19 protein-coding genes and 1 pseudogene are annotated in these 14701 nt (G+C 46.1%); 6 read left to right on the top strand and 14 right to left on the bottom strand.

The genetic code is table 11. The features are described 5' to 3' along the window. Positions 1-180: 180 nt before the first annotated feature. The 3 genes from porB to O3660_RS04310 form a co-directional block, all read right to left on the bottom strand. Entirely contained in the window at positions 181-1242 is a 1062-nt protein-coding gene (gene porB, locus O3660_RS04320; protein ID WP_049329546.1) for a trimeric porin PorB, read from the bottom strand. A 311-nt stretch (positions 1243-1553) separates the two neighbouring features. Next, on the bottom strand, positions 1554-2399 hold the full coding sequence (gene truA / locus O3660_RS04315) for a tRNA pseudouridine(38-40) synthase TruA (RefSeq protein WP_049329545.1): 846 nt from the start codon (positions 2397-2399) through the stop codon (positions 1554-1556). Between the two features lie 225 nt (positions 2400-2624). Beyond that, on the bottom strand, positions 2625-4610 hold the full coding sequence (locus O3660_RS04310) for a FimV/HubP family polar landmark protein (protein ID WP_049350971.1): 1986 nt from the start codon (positions 4608-4610) through the stop codon (positions 2625-2627). Between the two features lie 353 nt (positions 4611-4963). Here O3660_RS04310 and O3660_RS04305 point away from each other — a divergent pair, with 353 nt between their 5' ends. The 6 genes from O3660_RS04305 to dtd all read left to right on the top strand — a co-directional run bounded on the left by O3660_RS04305 (position 4964) and on the right by dtd (position 8347). Further along, entirely contained in the window at positions 4964-5497 is a 534-nt protein-coding gene (locus tag O3660_RS04305; RefSeq protein WP_049350972.1) for a septation protein A, read from the top strand. After that, entirely contained in the window at positions 5497-5787 is a 291-nt protein-coding gene (locus O3660_RS04300) for a YciI family protein (protein ID WP_004519663.1), read from the top strand. Before O3660_RS04305 ends, O3660_RS04300 begins: the two co-directional genes overlap by 1 nt. Then, a complete protein-coding gene (locus O3660_RS04295; RefSeq protein ID WP_049329542.1) occupies positions 5784-6056 on the top strand; it encodes a BolA family transcriptional regulator in 273 nt (90 codons plus the stop codon). The genes O3660_RS04300 and O3660_RS04295 overlap by 4 nt, the downstream gene beginning before the upstream one ends. A gap of 51 nt (positions 6057-6107) precedes the next feature. Further along, the gene (locus O3660_RS04290) at positions 6108-6980 is read left to right on the top strand and encodes a peptidyl-prolyl cis-trans isomerase (RefSeq protein WP_049350973.1); all 873 of its coding nucleotides are present in this window, start codon (positions 6108-6110) and stop codon (positions 6978-6980) included. A gap of 44 nt (positions 6981-7024) precedes the next feature. Beyond that, entirely contained in the window at positions 7025-7789 is a 765-nt protein-coding gene (locus O3660_RS04285) for a peptidyl-prolyl cis-trans isomerase (protein WP_049350974.1), read from the top strand. Between the two features lie 96 nt (positions 7790-7885). Continuing rightward, a complete protein-coding gene (gene dtd, locus O3660_RS04280; protein ID WP_049329571.1) occupies positions 7886-8347 on the top strand; it encodes a D-aminoacyl-tRNA deacylase in 462 nt (153 codons plus the stop codon). Between the two features lie 59 nt (positions 8348-8406). Here the strand turns inward: dtd and O3660_RS04275 are convergent. From O3660_RS04275 to hisH, 11 genes and pseudogenes are all read right to left on the bottom strand, one after another. Continuing rightward, positions 8407-8754: pseudogene (locus tag O3660_RS04275) on the bottom strand (gluconokinase, GntK/IdnK-type); the annotation flags it as partial. A 145-nt stretch (positions 8755-8899) separates the two neighbouring features. After that, positions 8900-9676: a twin-arginine translocase subunit TatC gene (gene tatC, locus O3660_RS04270; protein WP_049350975.1), complete on the bottom strand. Its 777-nt coding sequence runs from the start codon at positions 9674-9676 to the stop codon at positions 8900-8902. 15 nt (positions 9677-9691) lie between these two features. After that, positions 9692-10354, bottom strand: a complete 663-nt coding sequence (tatB, locus tag O3660_RS04265) for a Sec-independent protein translocase protein TatB (RefSeq protein ID WP_049350976.1) — start codon at positions 10352-10354, stop codon at positions 9692-9694. Between the two features lie 3 nt (positions 10355-10357). Further along, on the bottom strand, positions 10358-10561 hold the full coding sequence (tatA, locus tag O3660_RS04260) for a Sec-independent protein translocase subunit TatA (RefSeq protein WP_049329537.1): 204 nt from the start codon (positions 10559-10561) through the stop codon (positions 10358-10360). Positions 10562-10596: 35 nt separating this feature from the next. Further along, positions 10597-10920, bottom strand: coding sequence for a histidine triad nucleotide-binding protein (locus tag O3660_RS04255; RefSeq protein WP_049329536.1), 324 nt, complete (start codon positions 10918-10920; stop codon positions 10597-10599). A gap of 118 nt (positions 10921-11038) precedes the next feature. Next, positions 11039-11362 carry a phosphoribosyl-ATP diphosphatase gene (locus O3660_RS04250; protein ID WP_003679440.1) on the bottom strand — a complete coding sequence of 108 codons (324 nt, stop codon included), beginning with the start codon at positions 11360-11362 and terminating at the stop codon, positions 11039-11041. A 32-nt stretch (positions 11363-11394) separates the two neighbouring features. Continuing rightward, a complete protein-coding gene (gene hisI, locus O3660_RS04245; RefSeq protein ID WP_049350977.1) occupies positions 11395-11802 on the bottom strand; it encodes a phosphoribosyl-AMP cyclohydrolase in 408 nt (135 codons plus the stop codon). 43 nt (positions 11803-11845) lie between these two features. Further along, entirely contained in the window at positions 11846-12613 is a 768-nt protein-coding gene (gene hisF, locus O3660_RS04240; RefSeq protein WP_049329534.1) for an imidazole glycerol phosphate synthase subunit HisF, read from the bottom strand. Between the two features lie 40 nt (positions 12614-12653). Further along, entirely contained in the window at positions 12654-12971 is a 318-nt protein-coding gene (locus O3660_RS04235; RefSeq protein ID WP_003684447.1) for a hypothetical protein, read from the bottom strand. Positions 12972-13148: 177 nt separating this feature from the next. Further along, positions 13149-13886 carry a 1-(5-phosphoribosyl)-5-[(5-phosphoribosylamino)methylideneamino]imidazole-4-carboxamide isomerase gene (hisA, locus tag O3660_RS04230; RefSeq protein WP_049350978.1) on the bottom strand — a complete coding sequence of 246 codons (738 nt, stop codon included), beginning with the start codon at positions 13884-13886 and terminating at the stop codon, positions 13149-13151. A gap of 72 nt (positions 13887-13958) precedes the next feature. Continuing rightward, entirely contained in the window at positions 13959-14603 is a 645-nt protein-coding gene (gene hisH / locus O3660_RS04225; RefSeq protein WP_049350979.1) for an imidazole glycerol phosphate synthase subunit HisH, read from the bottom strand. Positions 14604-14701: the final 98 nt, after the last annotated feature.

The following is a 14701-nucleotide window of genomic DNA, read 5'->3' as shown; positions in this document are numbered from 1 at the left end:
CTGAAATTTCATTTAGCATATATTGAATAAAATATAACCTGACTTGAATTTTCATAGGCCGTCTGAAAACGAATATCGAAGATACTTTAATCTGACCCTGCAATGACAAAATACATTTCTTGCAAAAACAAAAAGAGCCTGTATAAAACAGGCTCTTTTTCAGACTAATCTTAAGTCAGATTAGAATTTGTGACGCAGGCCAACAGTACCAGCAGTTTTCTCGTATTTATTGTCGCCTTTACCTTCTTTCAACCAACCGGCAGACAGCAAGGCAGAAGTGCGTTTAGAGAAGTCGTAGTCGGCACCAACGATAACTTGGTTGTAAACGCTGTTCTCTTGTTTCACGCCTTCTTCTTTAGCTTTGAAACCGTGAGCGTAAGAAACACGAGGAGTTACGTTACCGAAGCGGTAAGCCGCAGTTGCACCAACTTCAACACGTTCGTTTTTCTTAGCATTTGCGACATCTTTTTTGAAGCCTTCGTATTGACCTACAACAGCAACCATCAGGTTGTCAGCATCGTAACCAGCAGTCAGACGGTGTGCTTGGTGATCTTTGTAAGTACCAGCAGTCAAGGTAGTGTTGCCGTTGAATGTATCCAAGTAGCCAGCATCCAAGACAGCATGTTTAGCGAAAGAACCAGCGTAGCGACCGAAGAAGCCAGAGTTTTCGTAGTTCAGACCCAAATCGTAAGATTCACGGCTTTTCACAGCGTGATCGTATTTATCGCTAGGATTAGCATTGTCGCGAGGTTGGTATTGTACGCTTGCGCTGAAACCACCAAACACAGGAGTATCGTAACGTACAGATACTTTGCGACCATCTACACGTTTGATTTTACCCAGTTGCAGAGTGTCTGCGTTAGCATCACTAGACTCCCAAGGGTCGAAGCTGTCGCTGCTTTCGTTCAGAGCAGTATCCAAGTTACCGACACGAACTTTACCGAAACCACCTTCCAAACCCAAGAAAGATTCACGGTTTGCGAAACCAGAGTCACCACCGGCGATAGAAGTTCTTTGTTCAACTTGCCAGATAGCATTCAGGTTGCTACCCAAGTGTTCGTGGCCTTTGAAACCGATACGAGAGCCGAAGTCAGCAATCTCAGTAGCAGTTTTAGAAGAAGTCTTACCCTCTTTTACTTTAGAAACTTCCACGCCAGCTTTGATTTGACCGTACAGAGTTACATCAGCCATAGCTGCAACAGGCAAAGCCGCCAGAGTCAGGGCAATCAGGGATTTTTTCATTGCTGTATTCCTTTTCTATTGTGAAGAAATAACTTAAGCAGACCGGATAATCCGCTTAGGCTTACTTTATCGCTGGAATCAGCGATTCCATGACTGTCACTATAATTGTTCCTCTCTAAAAAAACAAACTTTATTCAACTCCCCCCACTACCGCAGAAACCAAATAAAGGTAGAGACAACCCCAAAAGTAGAAATTTATTATTTAAAATCAATGATCAATTTATTCAAAACCAACTGTGCATTTTTACAACACTTTATTAATTTACACATCAATCACGCTATTTTGTTGCTTTTATACCAACAATCCGCAGTTAGGCCGTCTGAAAATCATTACCTAGAACGCTCATCCACTCGGGCAAAGATAGCTGCGTCACTCCAAACTCATCAGGATAGTCAACACCTGTTAAATACAGACCATCAGACATAAAAGTTGGCGGAGCCTTCAATCTACTTTTGGCATGAAAGACCGACTCAAACTCATCCACACTGATTCTGCCACTACCCACATATACCAATGCACCCATAATATTGCGTACCATATGATGCAAGAATGCATTCCCATGCAAATCAAGGCACAGATAGCGAGAAGTTCCACTAATCTTTGTACTATATAGTGTCTTTATAGGAGACTTCGCCTGACATTCAGCCGCTCGAAAGCTAGAAAAGTCATGTTCTCCCTCCAATAAGGCAGCAGCCTGCCTCATCAGATTCAAATCTAATTTCAAATGTGTCCACCCTACTCTGCCAACCAATAATGGAGAACGAACCGGTGAAGACTCCAATAAATAACGATAATGGCGGCCATAAGCATCAAATCGGGCATGAAAATGAGATGCAACTTTTTGCGCAAGTAACACAGCAACACCATCAGGCAAATGCGCATTGACACCCCGCACCCATGCTTGCTCAGGACGACTTACTGATGTATCAAAATGCACTACCTGGGCAGTTGCATGCACACCTGTATCCGTCCTTCCCGCAACAATAGTATTAATTTGCTCCCCTGCTATTGAAGACAAGGCCTGCTCTAAGGCCGTCTGAACAGTTGGCAAATCTCCAGCCTGTTTTTGCCAACCATAAAAACGGCTACCGTCATAAGAGAGGGTCAAAGCCCAACGCTGCATCAGATGCCCTGTTGTATTTGCTTGTTCAGTCATTTCTTATACTTCTTGTAAATTGATATTGTTGCCTACACTCAGGTAACCAATATTAAAAAGGCGTGATCAACACACGCCTCTCATGTATTTCAGACGGCCTTTATCTTCAACCATCATATAAAGCTGAAATCTTACCCAACCAATCATAGACTCAGACAAAATCTTGCTTTTTAATTTACCATAAAAAAGATGCCGTCTGAAACGGCATCTTCATTTGACTGGCACTTATGCGCCAAGTTCTTTCATCAATTTTTGGGCTTTATGCAGAATATCGCCTTCAGCCTCTTCAATCAGCCCTTGCAATGTTTCTCGAGCCGCTTCAGGATCACCGATTTCGATATACATCTTAGCCAAATCATATTTGGCTTCAAGCGGTGCAGTCATGCCGACTGATTCTGAAACAAAGCCTCTTTCACTATTGCTTTTATCGGCAGCCACTGAAACATCTTCAGCTCCCCATTCCAATGCACCTTCTTCAATCACAAACTCAGAAGCAGTTTCTTCTTTCTCTACTTCTTCTTTGGTTTCTTGAATTTGCAAGTCTTGATCTTGCTTGACATCAAATGGCAGCACATGGCCGTCTGAAGCTTCAGGGGTTTCTACCGTAAACTCGAGTGGCTCTTCATTTCTTGCCTCGGAGACTTTTTTCTCTGCCGCCAAATCAAACTCAGCAAATGTATTTACCTGCTCTTCTTTACGTTCCGGCATAACAACCGATACTGGCTGATACGGATTTTCTGGTTCAGGCTCGTACACGCTTTCTGTTGATTCGATACTATCCCAATCAGCATGGCGGCGTTGCTCTGTCTCAACATCATGCGTTACTGCACCTGAAAGAATACCTGCCTGACTATTGTCAATCTTACCCAAATCAAGTTTGACATCATCGATATTGGAAGATTCTTCTACTTCATTGATAACCACATCATCTTCGAAATCATCTTCGATAAACAGACCGTCTTGAGTTTTTTCAGACGGCGTTACTTTAGTTGCAGCAACCGCAGCAGCTGAAGCAGCAACATTTTTCTGTACAACCTTCTCTTCATCCTTACGGCTTACAGGTGCTTCTTCCAGCTCGTCATTACGTTTACCGGCAGCTTTCAACAACAACCAAGCAGCAATAAGGGCTGCACCGCCTGCCAATAACCATTTCCATAAATTGCCGTCTGATTCGCTTTCTGTTTGCTCCGCGACAGAATCCGTGGTTGCAACAGGCTCAGAAGCCACTACATTCTCTTGAGCATCAGAAGCCATAGCTTCTTGACCATCAGATGCAGGAACAGTCGATGCGGTGTTTTCATTGACCGCTGCAGATGCTGCTTGTTCTGCTTGTTCAGCTGAAGCTTGTTTCACTTCTTCCTGTTGCTGTGTATTTACACCAGCATCTTTAACCTGGGCTTCAGTTTGAGCCTCAGGCTGAACAACAGGTTTTTCTGTTTTAGCTTCTATTGCATTGACGGCTTCATTGCCTTTCTCTGCCGCTGTATTGGTTTTAACAGGAGCAGAAGCAGCCAAACGTTGCAATTCGCTACGGTTTGGAATATTCAGCACTTTACCTGCCAACATACGGTTGGCATTGTTATCGATAAACACATCCGGGTTGGCATTTACCAAAGCCTGAATGGTTTGATCCAGGGTCATACCTTGCGGACGGATGCTGGACGCGATGGCAATCAGGGTTTCACCCGTACGCACCAAATGCTGTCTGCCTGAACGTGCAGCCGTGTCGTTTTTAGCAGAGGCCGTCTGAACTTGTTTTTTCTCAGCCTTACGCTGTACATCCTTACGCGCTCGAGCTGTCTGATTACCTGCTGCTTTATTGTTTTTAGTTGCAGGCTGTCGGGCATTGCGTGTCGGCTCGGAAGATTGAGATTCAGTGGCCAGACGGATACGAACAGATGCAGCATCTTTAGAATCATATCCGGCCGGATCGATAATAGCGGTGTACTCACGCGATTGCGCGCCAACACCTACTTGGAAAACCAAAACAGGATCTTTGATGGCTTTAGAAGAGCGGATGGTAACGACTGCCTTATCGCCTGATTTGCGTACCGCTGCGCGCAAATTGCCATTTGAAATAGTGGCCTTACCGCCATTAAGCAGAGCCTGAGCTTCCTCGCCAGTTACAGTGATACTGCCTGTAAAAGGCTCACCCAAATGAGATTGAACATTCAAGCCGCCCAAACCTGCAGAGGCACTGAGCGATGTCATTAAAGCAATAGAAGCTGTAATTAATTTAATATTGTGATGTTTTTTCAAAACTGATCCCCTGTTCGGAAATTATGGTACTAACCAATGTGCACGCATTTAACCATATATTTACTAGATATTACGTCATGATATATTTTTAACCCATTCCTGCCAAGCAATAGAGGCTATTCAGCCTAAAATTCCTTAGCAAATCTATTACTTTTGCATGCTTGTGTTTCTTTTTTACAAATTTCGCCAACCCAAAACAAATATTTCATATAAATATGTGCGATATTAAAGTCATGGTGAAACGTGCAAAAAAACACATCTCCCTGTATGATTAGCATTTACTCAATTAGTTTCATCATTAATATATGAAGATTTTGAGCGACTTATTCGCCGTATTCTTATTTTTCATCACATACATCATCACCAAAGACATGATTGCCGCAACAACTGTTGCGGTTATCGTCGGTATTGCCCAAGCTGCGCTGACCTTTTGGAAACACCGCAAGCTGGACACCATGCAATGGGTCAGCCTGATTTTGATTGTCTTTTTTGGCGGTGCAACGATTCTGCTGAAAGACAACCGCTTTATCATGTGGAAACCAACCGTTCTGTTTTGGATCGGCGCGATCGTCATGCTGTTCAGCCACCTGGCCGGTAAAAACGGGCTTAAAGCCGTCATGGGCAAAGAAATGCAGCTCCCTGATTTTGTATGGACACGCCTGACTTATGCATGGATTGGCTTCCTAATTTTTATGGGTGCGGCCAACCTCTTTGTCTTTACGTATTTTCCAGACCAATGGGTCAATTACAAACTGTTCGGCACATTGGGCTTCACAATCATTTTTTCCATCGCACAGGGTATGTATCTGATGCGTTTCCAGCCTAAGGAGGATCAATAATGGAATATTTCATGCTTTTGGCCACTGATGCCGAAGATGTCCACGAAGCACGCATGGCGGCCCGCCCTGCTCATTTGGCACGCTTAGAAGAATTGAAAGCGCAAGGCCGTCTGCTGACTGCCGGCCCCAATCCTCTACCAGATAATCCGGAACGTGTTTCCGGCAGCCTGATTGTGGCTCAATTTGAATCTTTGGACGCTGCACAAGAATGGGCAGAACAAGACCCTTACGTTGATGCCGGCGTATACGCAGAAGTATTGATTAAACCCTTTAAAGCCGTGTTCAAATGAGCAATATTCGTCAAATTATCGAGGAACGCCTGCGAACGCTTGAGCCTGAGTTCTTCGATTTTGAAGATGAAAGCCATCTGCATGCCGGCCATGCCGGTAATAAAGGCGGCGGGCATTACGCCATAGTGGTGGTCAGCAACGCATTTGAAAACATTGGCCGCCTCCAGCGGCAACGTATGATTAAGCAGCTTTTACAGGACTTGTTTTCAGACGGCCTGATTCATGCACTCAGTATCAAAGCGGCCACGCCGGACGAATACTTCCATTAAGATTACTGCCCAAACTTTGATTTCCAATCATTAATTTAAATGAGAAATACGATGAAAAAAACCTACTTTGCTTCAGCCTTGATGTTTGCCCTGACTTCCGGCACCCTGTTTGCCCAAACTTTGGTGACCGTCAACGGTCAAGCCATCGACAGCAGCGTTATCGATGACCAAGTTGCTTCCGTACGTGCCAGTAACCCGAACGTTCAAGACACTCCTGAATTGCGTCAAATGCTGACTGAACGCCAAATTATCAGCACTGTTGTTACCCAAGAAGCCAAAAAATTAAAACTGGATCAAAGCGCTGAATTCAAAACAGCATTGGAGCAAGCGCGTGCCGATGCCGCCAAGCAAGGTGCAGATAAAAAAGCCACCTTCAAAACCGAATGGGCAGCTTTCGAAAATGATTTGTTAGGCCAAGCTTTCGCGGCGCATATCGTCCGTCAATATCCTGTTCAAGAAAAAGATGTCAAAGCCGCTTACAACGACTTCAGCAACTTCTATAAAGGTACTCAGGAAGTCCAACTGGGCGAAATCGTGACCGACAGCAGCAGCAATGCCCAAAAAGCCATTGCCGATTTGGATGCGAAAAAAAGCTTTGTTTCGGTATTGAACCAATACTCAATTGACGAAGCGGCCAAAAAAGCCGGCGGCATCCCTAAAGCTTATGTTCCGCTTAAAGATTTACAAGAATCAGCGCCTCCGCTTTACGCTGCTGTCAAAGACCTGAAAAAAGGTGCACACACTAAAACGCCACTGCAAAACGGTAATTTGTACGCCGTTTTCTATGTCAATGATCGTCGTAACGTTACCGTACCTTCTTATGAAGCATCGAAAAACGAGATTGGCAGCGACTTACAGGCAGCCCGTGTTGATGCGGCCATTCAATCATTGCTGAAAAAAGCCAGTATCAAAGTCAACAAATAATATAACGTGCCCGCCGTGATAACGGCGGGCAATAAGGAACTCACATGAACATCAAGCCCAAAACTGCCGTTTTGGCTATCCTCACCCTATCGACCGTCGGCTTGGCAACCGCCAAAGCACCTGAAATCGATCCTGCACGTATCGACAGCATGGTCGCCGAAGTATTAAGACAAGCCGATCAACATCCCAACCAGACTGCCAAACCCGATGGTCAGGCAATCCGCAAAGATGTGGTTACACGTTTGCAGACTTTGGAAGTTTTGAAAAATGAAGCCATCAAGGCTGGTTTGGATAAAGATGCAGAAGTACAGAATCAGTTTAAAAATGTGGAAGCTGAGTTTTATGCCAACCAATACGCTGCTTATCTAGAACGTCAAACCGCGGTTGACGATGCCGAATTGCGCCGTTTCTACGACCAGCAAACACGCATCATCAAGCTGCAACAAGTCAGCTTTGCTTCAGCCGAAGAAGTCCGCGCAGCGCAAGAACTGCTGCTCAAAGGCTTGTCATTTGAAGAGCTGATGAAACGCTATCCCAACCCCGAACAAGAGTTCGACGGCTTCATCTCTCCGCAGCAGCTTTCGCCTCAACTGGCTACCTCTTTTGCCGACATGAACCGAGGTGATGTAACGCATGAGCCGATTCAGATGGGAAACCGTTTTTATCTGTTTAAACTCAGCGCCGTAGAGCGTAATCCTAATGCCGAACCTTTCGAACTGGTACGCAATCAGATTGCCCAAGCTGTCAAACGACAAAAAGTCGAGAATCAGATCGAACGTATCTTGAAAGAAAACGGCATTAATCCGTAAATTAATTCAATGGTTTCAGGCCGTCTGAAACTATATTTGAACTCAGAGGGCGTATCTTACGCCCTTTTTTACAACTCCTTTTATTCACACAAGATTATGCGCGCTGTTATCCAAAAAGTTACCCAAGCCAAAGTTGACGTTTTGTCCGAAAACTCCTGTGAAACCTGCGGCGAAATCAACAACGGATTTATGATATTGCTCGGCGTTACCCACACCGATACAGAAGCGGACGCCAAATACATTGCGGATAAAACCGCCAACCTACGTATCTTTGAAGACGAAAACGGAAAATTAAATTTATCGCTCAAAGATGTCGGCGGCTCGATATTACTGGTTTCCCAGTTTACCCTTTACGCCGATGCGCGCAGCGGCCGCCGCCCATCTTTCTCCAATGCCGCGCCCGCAGAACTAGCGGATAAACTTTATCAATACACCGCACAACTTCTACGCGAACATGGATTGACTGTCGAAACCGGCAGATTCCAAACCCATATGCAGGTTTCCCTTTGCAATGATGGGCCGGTTACCTTATTGCTTGATTCGCAAAAAACATTCTAAATCCCATCGAAAAAGGCCGTCTGAAATATTTCAGACGGCCTTTCCATTTCTGATCATTACTAAATCAAGCCTTGCGCTTTCACCCAGTTCATAATATCTGCCTCAACGGCTTCAGGCGAACCCGGATTGTCGATTTTGACACCGTACTCATCAGCACCCAGCTCTTCCAAAATCTCCAGCTGCGAATCCAGCATTCCGGCTTTCATATAATGCCCCTGACGCGACAGCATACGCTCGAGATTGATTGCTTGAGGTGGAGTCAGATGGATAAAAGCCACCTTCCCTTCTGCGCCACGCAGAATATCGCGGTATTGGCGTTTGAGTGCGGAACAAGTAACAATGGAATATTTTTCCCCATTTTTTGCCTGCTCCGTCATCCAGTCACGCAAATTGCCCAGCCATGGGTAAGGTCGAAATTTTTAGTCACATCAAAAGAATTTGGGGCTGTAGCGTTTTTGTACGATTCCCCAAACATCCATCATACTTTTTCTTAAAAACTGAAGTGCCATGATACAAAGGCCGTCTGAAAAATTCTTCAGACGGCCTTAATTCTTAAACTTCTGCCGGTGGTTGCGGTGTATCTTCATCTTCCTGCTGCGTTTTCACTTTGGCAAAGCGGCTGAACCAAATGCCTGCTTCGTAGAGCAGAATCAGCGGAACAGCAAGCAGGGTTTGAGAAATTACATCAGGTGGCGTGATGATTGCGGCCACGACAAACGCACCGACAATCACATACGGACGCGCATTCTTAAGCTGTGCAGTCGAAACAATGCCCATTTTTGCAAGCAACACCACAACGACGGGAACTTCAAACGTCGTTCCGAATGCGACAAACATGCCCAAAATAAAGGACAGATATTTGTCGATATCGGTCGCCATATTGACGCCGACAGGGGTTACACCGGCCAAGAATTTGAAAATAACGGGAAACACCAAAAAATAGGCAAACGCCATACCGACGAAGAAAAGCGTCACGCTGGACAACACCAGCGGCGTAATCAAACGTTTTTCGTTTTGGTATAAGGCAGGGGCAACAAACGCCCAAACTTGATACAGCGTGTGCGGCAACGATAGCAGAAACGCCGCCATCAAAGTAACCTTGACCGGCACAAAAAACGGCGCGATCACATCGGTTGCAATCATGCTGGTATCTTTAGGCAGATTGGCCATTAATGGTTCGGCAACAAAGGTATAGAGCTGCTGGGCAAACGGCATCATACCCAAAAAGCAGACGACGATACCGATGACGATCCACATCATGCGGCGGCGCAGCTCGAGAAGATGCTCGATAAGCGGTTGGACGGGTTGTTCGTGTTGAGGTTCGGACACCGGTTGACTCACTTTTTACTTACGGACGCGCAGTTTGGGCTTGGCGTGGAATTTCGGGCGCATATCGCGTTTGCGGCTCATCGCCTGCTTACGCAAAGAAGTCGTATGCGGCGGAGGAACATCGGCAACAGGAGATTCGATATAGCTGACTTCTACCGCAGGAGCAGGTGAAACCGAAGCCGTCAAATACTCACGCCAAGCACGGTCTTGCTCGGACTCGGCATTTTCAGCCTCGACAAGCTCTTGGGTCTGTACTGCCCCACTCTGCTCAGAAGCCTGGATTGCACTTTCGTTCTCAGTGCTGTTTGAAGCCAGATCAGGCAAAGGATTGCCCAACTCGTCCACTCCAAAATCGGCAGGCGTTTTTTGTTCGGGCAGGCGTTCCCACGGCTTGAGGCCGTCTGAAATATCGCTCAGATTTTTTTGTGCATCGTTGCCCAAGTCTTTGATACCGTCGCGAAACTCAGATGCAGCGGTTTCAAATTCCTGCTTCACCTTGCGCAATTCGTCCAACTCAGCCTGAGTGTTGAGTTCCTGCTTGACGTTATTGACGAATCCTTGCAATTTGCCGACCAAACGCCCGGCCGTGCGCGCGGCTTGCGGCAGACGTTCGGGGCCAAGCACTATCAGGGCGACAACGCCGACCAGCAGCAATTCGCCCAAACCGAAATCAAACATGGATTATGCTTTGTCTTCGTCTTTTTTGTGTTCGATGACTTCATCTTTTTTGGCATCTTTGTCGTCTGTACCTTCGTTCAGGCCTTGTTTGAAGTCATGTACCGCACCGCCAAGGTCTTTGCCGACGTTGCGCAATTTTTTTGTACCGAATACCAAAACGACGATAATCAGTACGATAATCCAGTGCCAGAGAGAGAAGCTACCCATGATAAATCCTTGAATTTGTTAAAAATAGATAATAGTTATGCAGGCGTACCCATAATATGGATATGCAGGTGGAAGACTTCTTGTCCGCCGCCTTTGCCTGTGTTGATCAGGGTTTTGAAACCGTCGGTCAAACCTGCCTCATGGGCGATTTGAGGAACTTTCAACATCATTTTACCCAACAGGGTTTGATGTTCGGCAGTTGCGTGTGCCAGTGAATCGAAGTGCACTTTCGGAATCAGCAGCAGATGCACCGGCGCGGCAGGACGAATGTCTTTGAAACAAAGCATCTCGTCGTCTTCGTAAACGGTTTGTGCCGGAATATCTTTGGTTGCGATTTTGCAGAAAATACAATTATCCATAATGGCTCCAATGGCTGTCTAAAAACGGGCATAACGGGGTTCAACCAAAAAAGGGAAATCGTTTTTGCCCCAAGAGACGGATTCCGAAACAGGTCAAATACGGGATTGTAATATAAATTCAAGATTCTTTGCGAGAAGCTTTTTCCACTAATCCCGACAAACCTTGACGGCGCGCAAGCTCGTTGACCACATCTTCGGCGCGCAAGCCGTGATGCGCCAATAAAACCATGGTGTGAAACCACAAATCCGCCACTTCGTAAACCAAATGTTCGCCACCGCCATCTTTAGAGGCCATCAAAGTTTCACCTGCTTCCTCGATGACTTTTTTCAGAATCTTGTCTTCGCCTTTATGCAGCAGTTGGGCAACGTAAGAAGCATCAGGATCGCCGCCTTTGCGCGAATCGATGACGTTTTGAATTTGGGTAAGGATAGTATCGGTCATGGTCGGTTTCTCTTATTTTCTTTCAGACGGCCTTAAGGATGTTTATGTCCGTAGATTGCTTCTTCATCTTTCAACACGGCATCGACTGTCTGCCATGCGCCCTCTTGCCAAACTTTGTAAAAACAGCTTTCTCGCCCAGTATGACAGGCAATGCCGCCATTTTGTTCAATCAGCATGACCACCGCGTCGCCATCGCAATCCAGGCGCAATTCATGTACTTTTTGCGTATGTCCGGACTCTTCGCCCTTCATCCATTGTTTTTGGCGGGAACGGCTGTAATAGTGGGCAAAACCGGTTTCTATAGTTTTTTGCAGGGCTTCGGCGTTCATCCAGGCAACCATCAGCACACGGCGTGTCTGCCAATCTTGGGCAATCGCGCAAACCAAACCTTTTTCATCAAATTTTACAGCATTCAGCAGCGTTTCGTTTATGTTCGACATTCGCATCTTTCTCTCATATTTTCAGACGGCCTCTGGATAGCAATCACAAACGCACTTCAATTCCTGCTTCGCGCATAGTCAGTTTCGCTTCGCGGATACTCGCTTCGCCAAAGTGGAAAATACTGGCGGCCAATACCGCATCTGCCTTTCCTTCTTTAATGCCGTCCACCAAGTGTTGAACCGAACCGACGCCGCCGGAAGCAATGACCGGAATATCGACCGCTTCGCTGACCGCGCGTGTCAAAGGCAGGTTGAAACCTTGTTTGGTACCGTCCCGATCCATACTGGTCAGCAAAATCTCGCCCGCACCGCGCCGCTGCATTTCGACAGCCCATTCCACCGCGTCCAAACCGGTCGGATTACGTCCGCCGTGGGTAAAGATTTCCCAACGGGTGTTTTCAGGGTTGACCGCTTTGGCATCCACGGCAACAACAATCGCTTGCGAACCAAAAAAACCGGCCGCTTCGTTTACCAAATCAGGATTGGTTACAGCGGCCGTATTGATGCTGGCCTTATCGGCACCGGCATTAAGCAGACGACGGATATCGGCAACTGTGCGCACACCGCCGCCGACCGTCAATGGAATAAAAACTTGTGAAGCGACTGCCTCAATAACGTGCAAAATAGTGTCGCGATTGTCGCTGGAAGCAGTAATATCCAAAAAGGTCAACTCATCCGCGCCTTCATCGTTGTAGCGTTTGGCAACGTCAACCGGATTACCTGCATCGCGCAAACCCAAAAAGTTGACACCTTTTACCACGCGACCGTCTTTTACATCCAGACAAGGAATTATTCGTTTTGACAATGCCATACTCAATACCTCTTATCCGTTATCAGGCCGTCTGAAACCGTCAGGCCAAAAATTTGCTCAACCAATCCGGCAAATGTTGCAACAGCTGAAAATAACCAATCCCCGCTATCATTGCCAAAATGCAGGAGATGATGAAATTGCTGTCGATGCGGCCGACAATGGAAAAAATCAAACCGGCAAATGCCCACACTATCCCATTGAAAATCATCCAATAGGTATCAATAATCGGCAAATCAAACGCCGTCAGCTGTCGCAGTATCACTGCAATCAGTGTAAACCACAAACTTTCGCTTAGCGGATACACTTCGCGATCGGATGACCAGATAATCCAAAAACCCAAAACAAACGCTTCAAGCATACCAATCCCTTAATAAAATAAGATATTGAGTGAGTTGTTTTTTATAATTATTTCAGACAGATTTTAAGTCTAAGGACTTTGCAAAATGCCGCTTTTGAAGGTATTTTCAGCTATGCGCCAACTCCTGCGCTGTTACCCCTTGCAAAGCTCTAATCTGCATAATTAAACGCACTGAGGTCAAGCCAAAGAATCGGCCAGTTTTTGTGCCTGTGCGAAATCAATACTTCCCTCATAAATTGCGCGGCCGGTAATCGCACTGCTCACACCCTCTTTTTCAACGGCACACAATGCGCGGATATCGTCCAAATTCGTCAAGCCGCCGGAAGCGATAATCGGGATATTCACTGATTGAGCCAATTTGACGGTAGCCTCGATATTCACACCGCTCATCATGCCGTCGCGGCCGATATCGGTATAAATAATGCTGTTGACGCCATCGTCTTCAAAACGCTTGGCCAAATCGACGACATGGTGTTCCGTTACCGTTGCCCAACCGTCTATCGCCACCATCCCATCTTTAGCATCCAAGCCGACGATAATCTGACCCGGAAATGCCTTACATGCTTCGCGCACAAATTCAGGATTTTTTACCGCGGCCGTACCGATAATCACATCGGTCAGACCCAAATCCAAATACTTTTCAATGGTGCCCAAATCACGGATACCGCCGCCAAGCTGTACCGGAATATCTTTAGCCACGGCGGCCAAAATTTCTTTAATCGCCGGAAAATTTTGAGGAACACCTGCAAATGCGCCGTTCAAATCAACCAAATGCAAACGGCGTGCGCCTTGATTGCGCCAATGCAAAGCCATCTCTGCCGGCGAATCGGAAAACACCGTCGCCTGCTCCATCAAGCCTTGTTTTAAGCGAACACAGCATCCTTCTTTCAAATCAATGGCAGGTATCAACAGCATTTTCTTCTCCTCTACTCAATTTCAGTATATTTTACACAAATTAGCGATTTTTAGTAGATTTATGTTAAAGCCTCAAATCTGCCAATTTAAAAAATTACGCAGCAGCAGCAATCCTGCCTGATGGCTTTTTTCCGTGTGGAACTGTGTGGCAAACACATTGTCCTTACCGACAATGCAGGCAAATTCATTCGGATATTCGCTGACGCCTAAAACAATCTCTTCATTTTTCGGCGCAAAATAATAGCTGTGAACAAAATAAAAATACTCGTTCTGCCCAATGTCTTGAAATAAAGGGTGCGGACGGGTTTGGCGCACTGTATTCCAACCCATATGCGGTACTTTCAGACGGCCTCCCTGTGTATCAGTTTGATTGGGCAAAAACCGTTTTACTTGCCCTTCAAACCAACCCAAACCATCTGTATCGCCTTCTTCGCTGTGTTCAAACAATAATTGCGCACCTACGCAAATTCCAAAAAACGGCTTATTTTTCAGGCCGTCTGAAACAGCCTCACCCAAACCGCTTGCCTTCAGCGCCGACATGCAATCCGGCATGGCACCCTGCCCCGGAAAGATTACCTTATCCGCCGCCATCACTTCTTCAGGCCGCGAAGTCAGATAAACCTCGGCATTTTGATTAGACAAAACCTGCGCCGCCTGAACAGATTTCAATACTGAATGCAGGTTTCCCATTCCATAATCGACAATCGCTACTTTCATTGCTTCTCCTCAGGCCGTCTGAAAACATTTAATGATTAATATAATAATAAGAATGATTGTAGCAAAAGATGGTTTAAAACAAAATATTGGCAATATAC

The sequence above is a fragment of the Neisseria sp. 27098_8_139 genome (assembly GCF_041433195.1).
Classification (GTDB): Bacteria; Pseudomonadota; Gammaproteobacteria; order Burkholderiales; family Neisseriaceae; genus Neisseria; species Neisseria subflava.
This window is presented reverse-complemented; position numbering and strand designations above follow the sequence as displayed.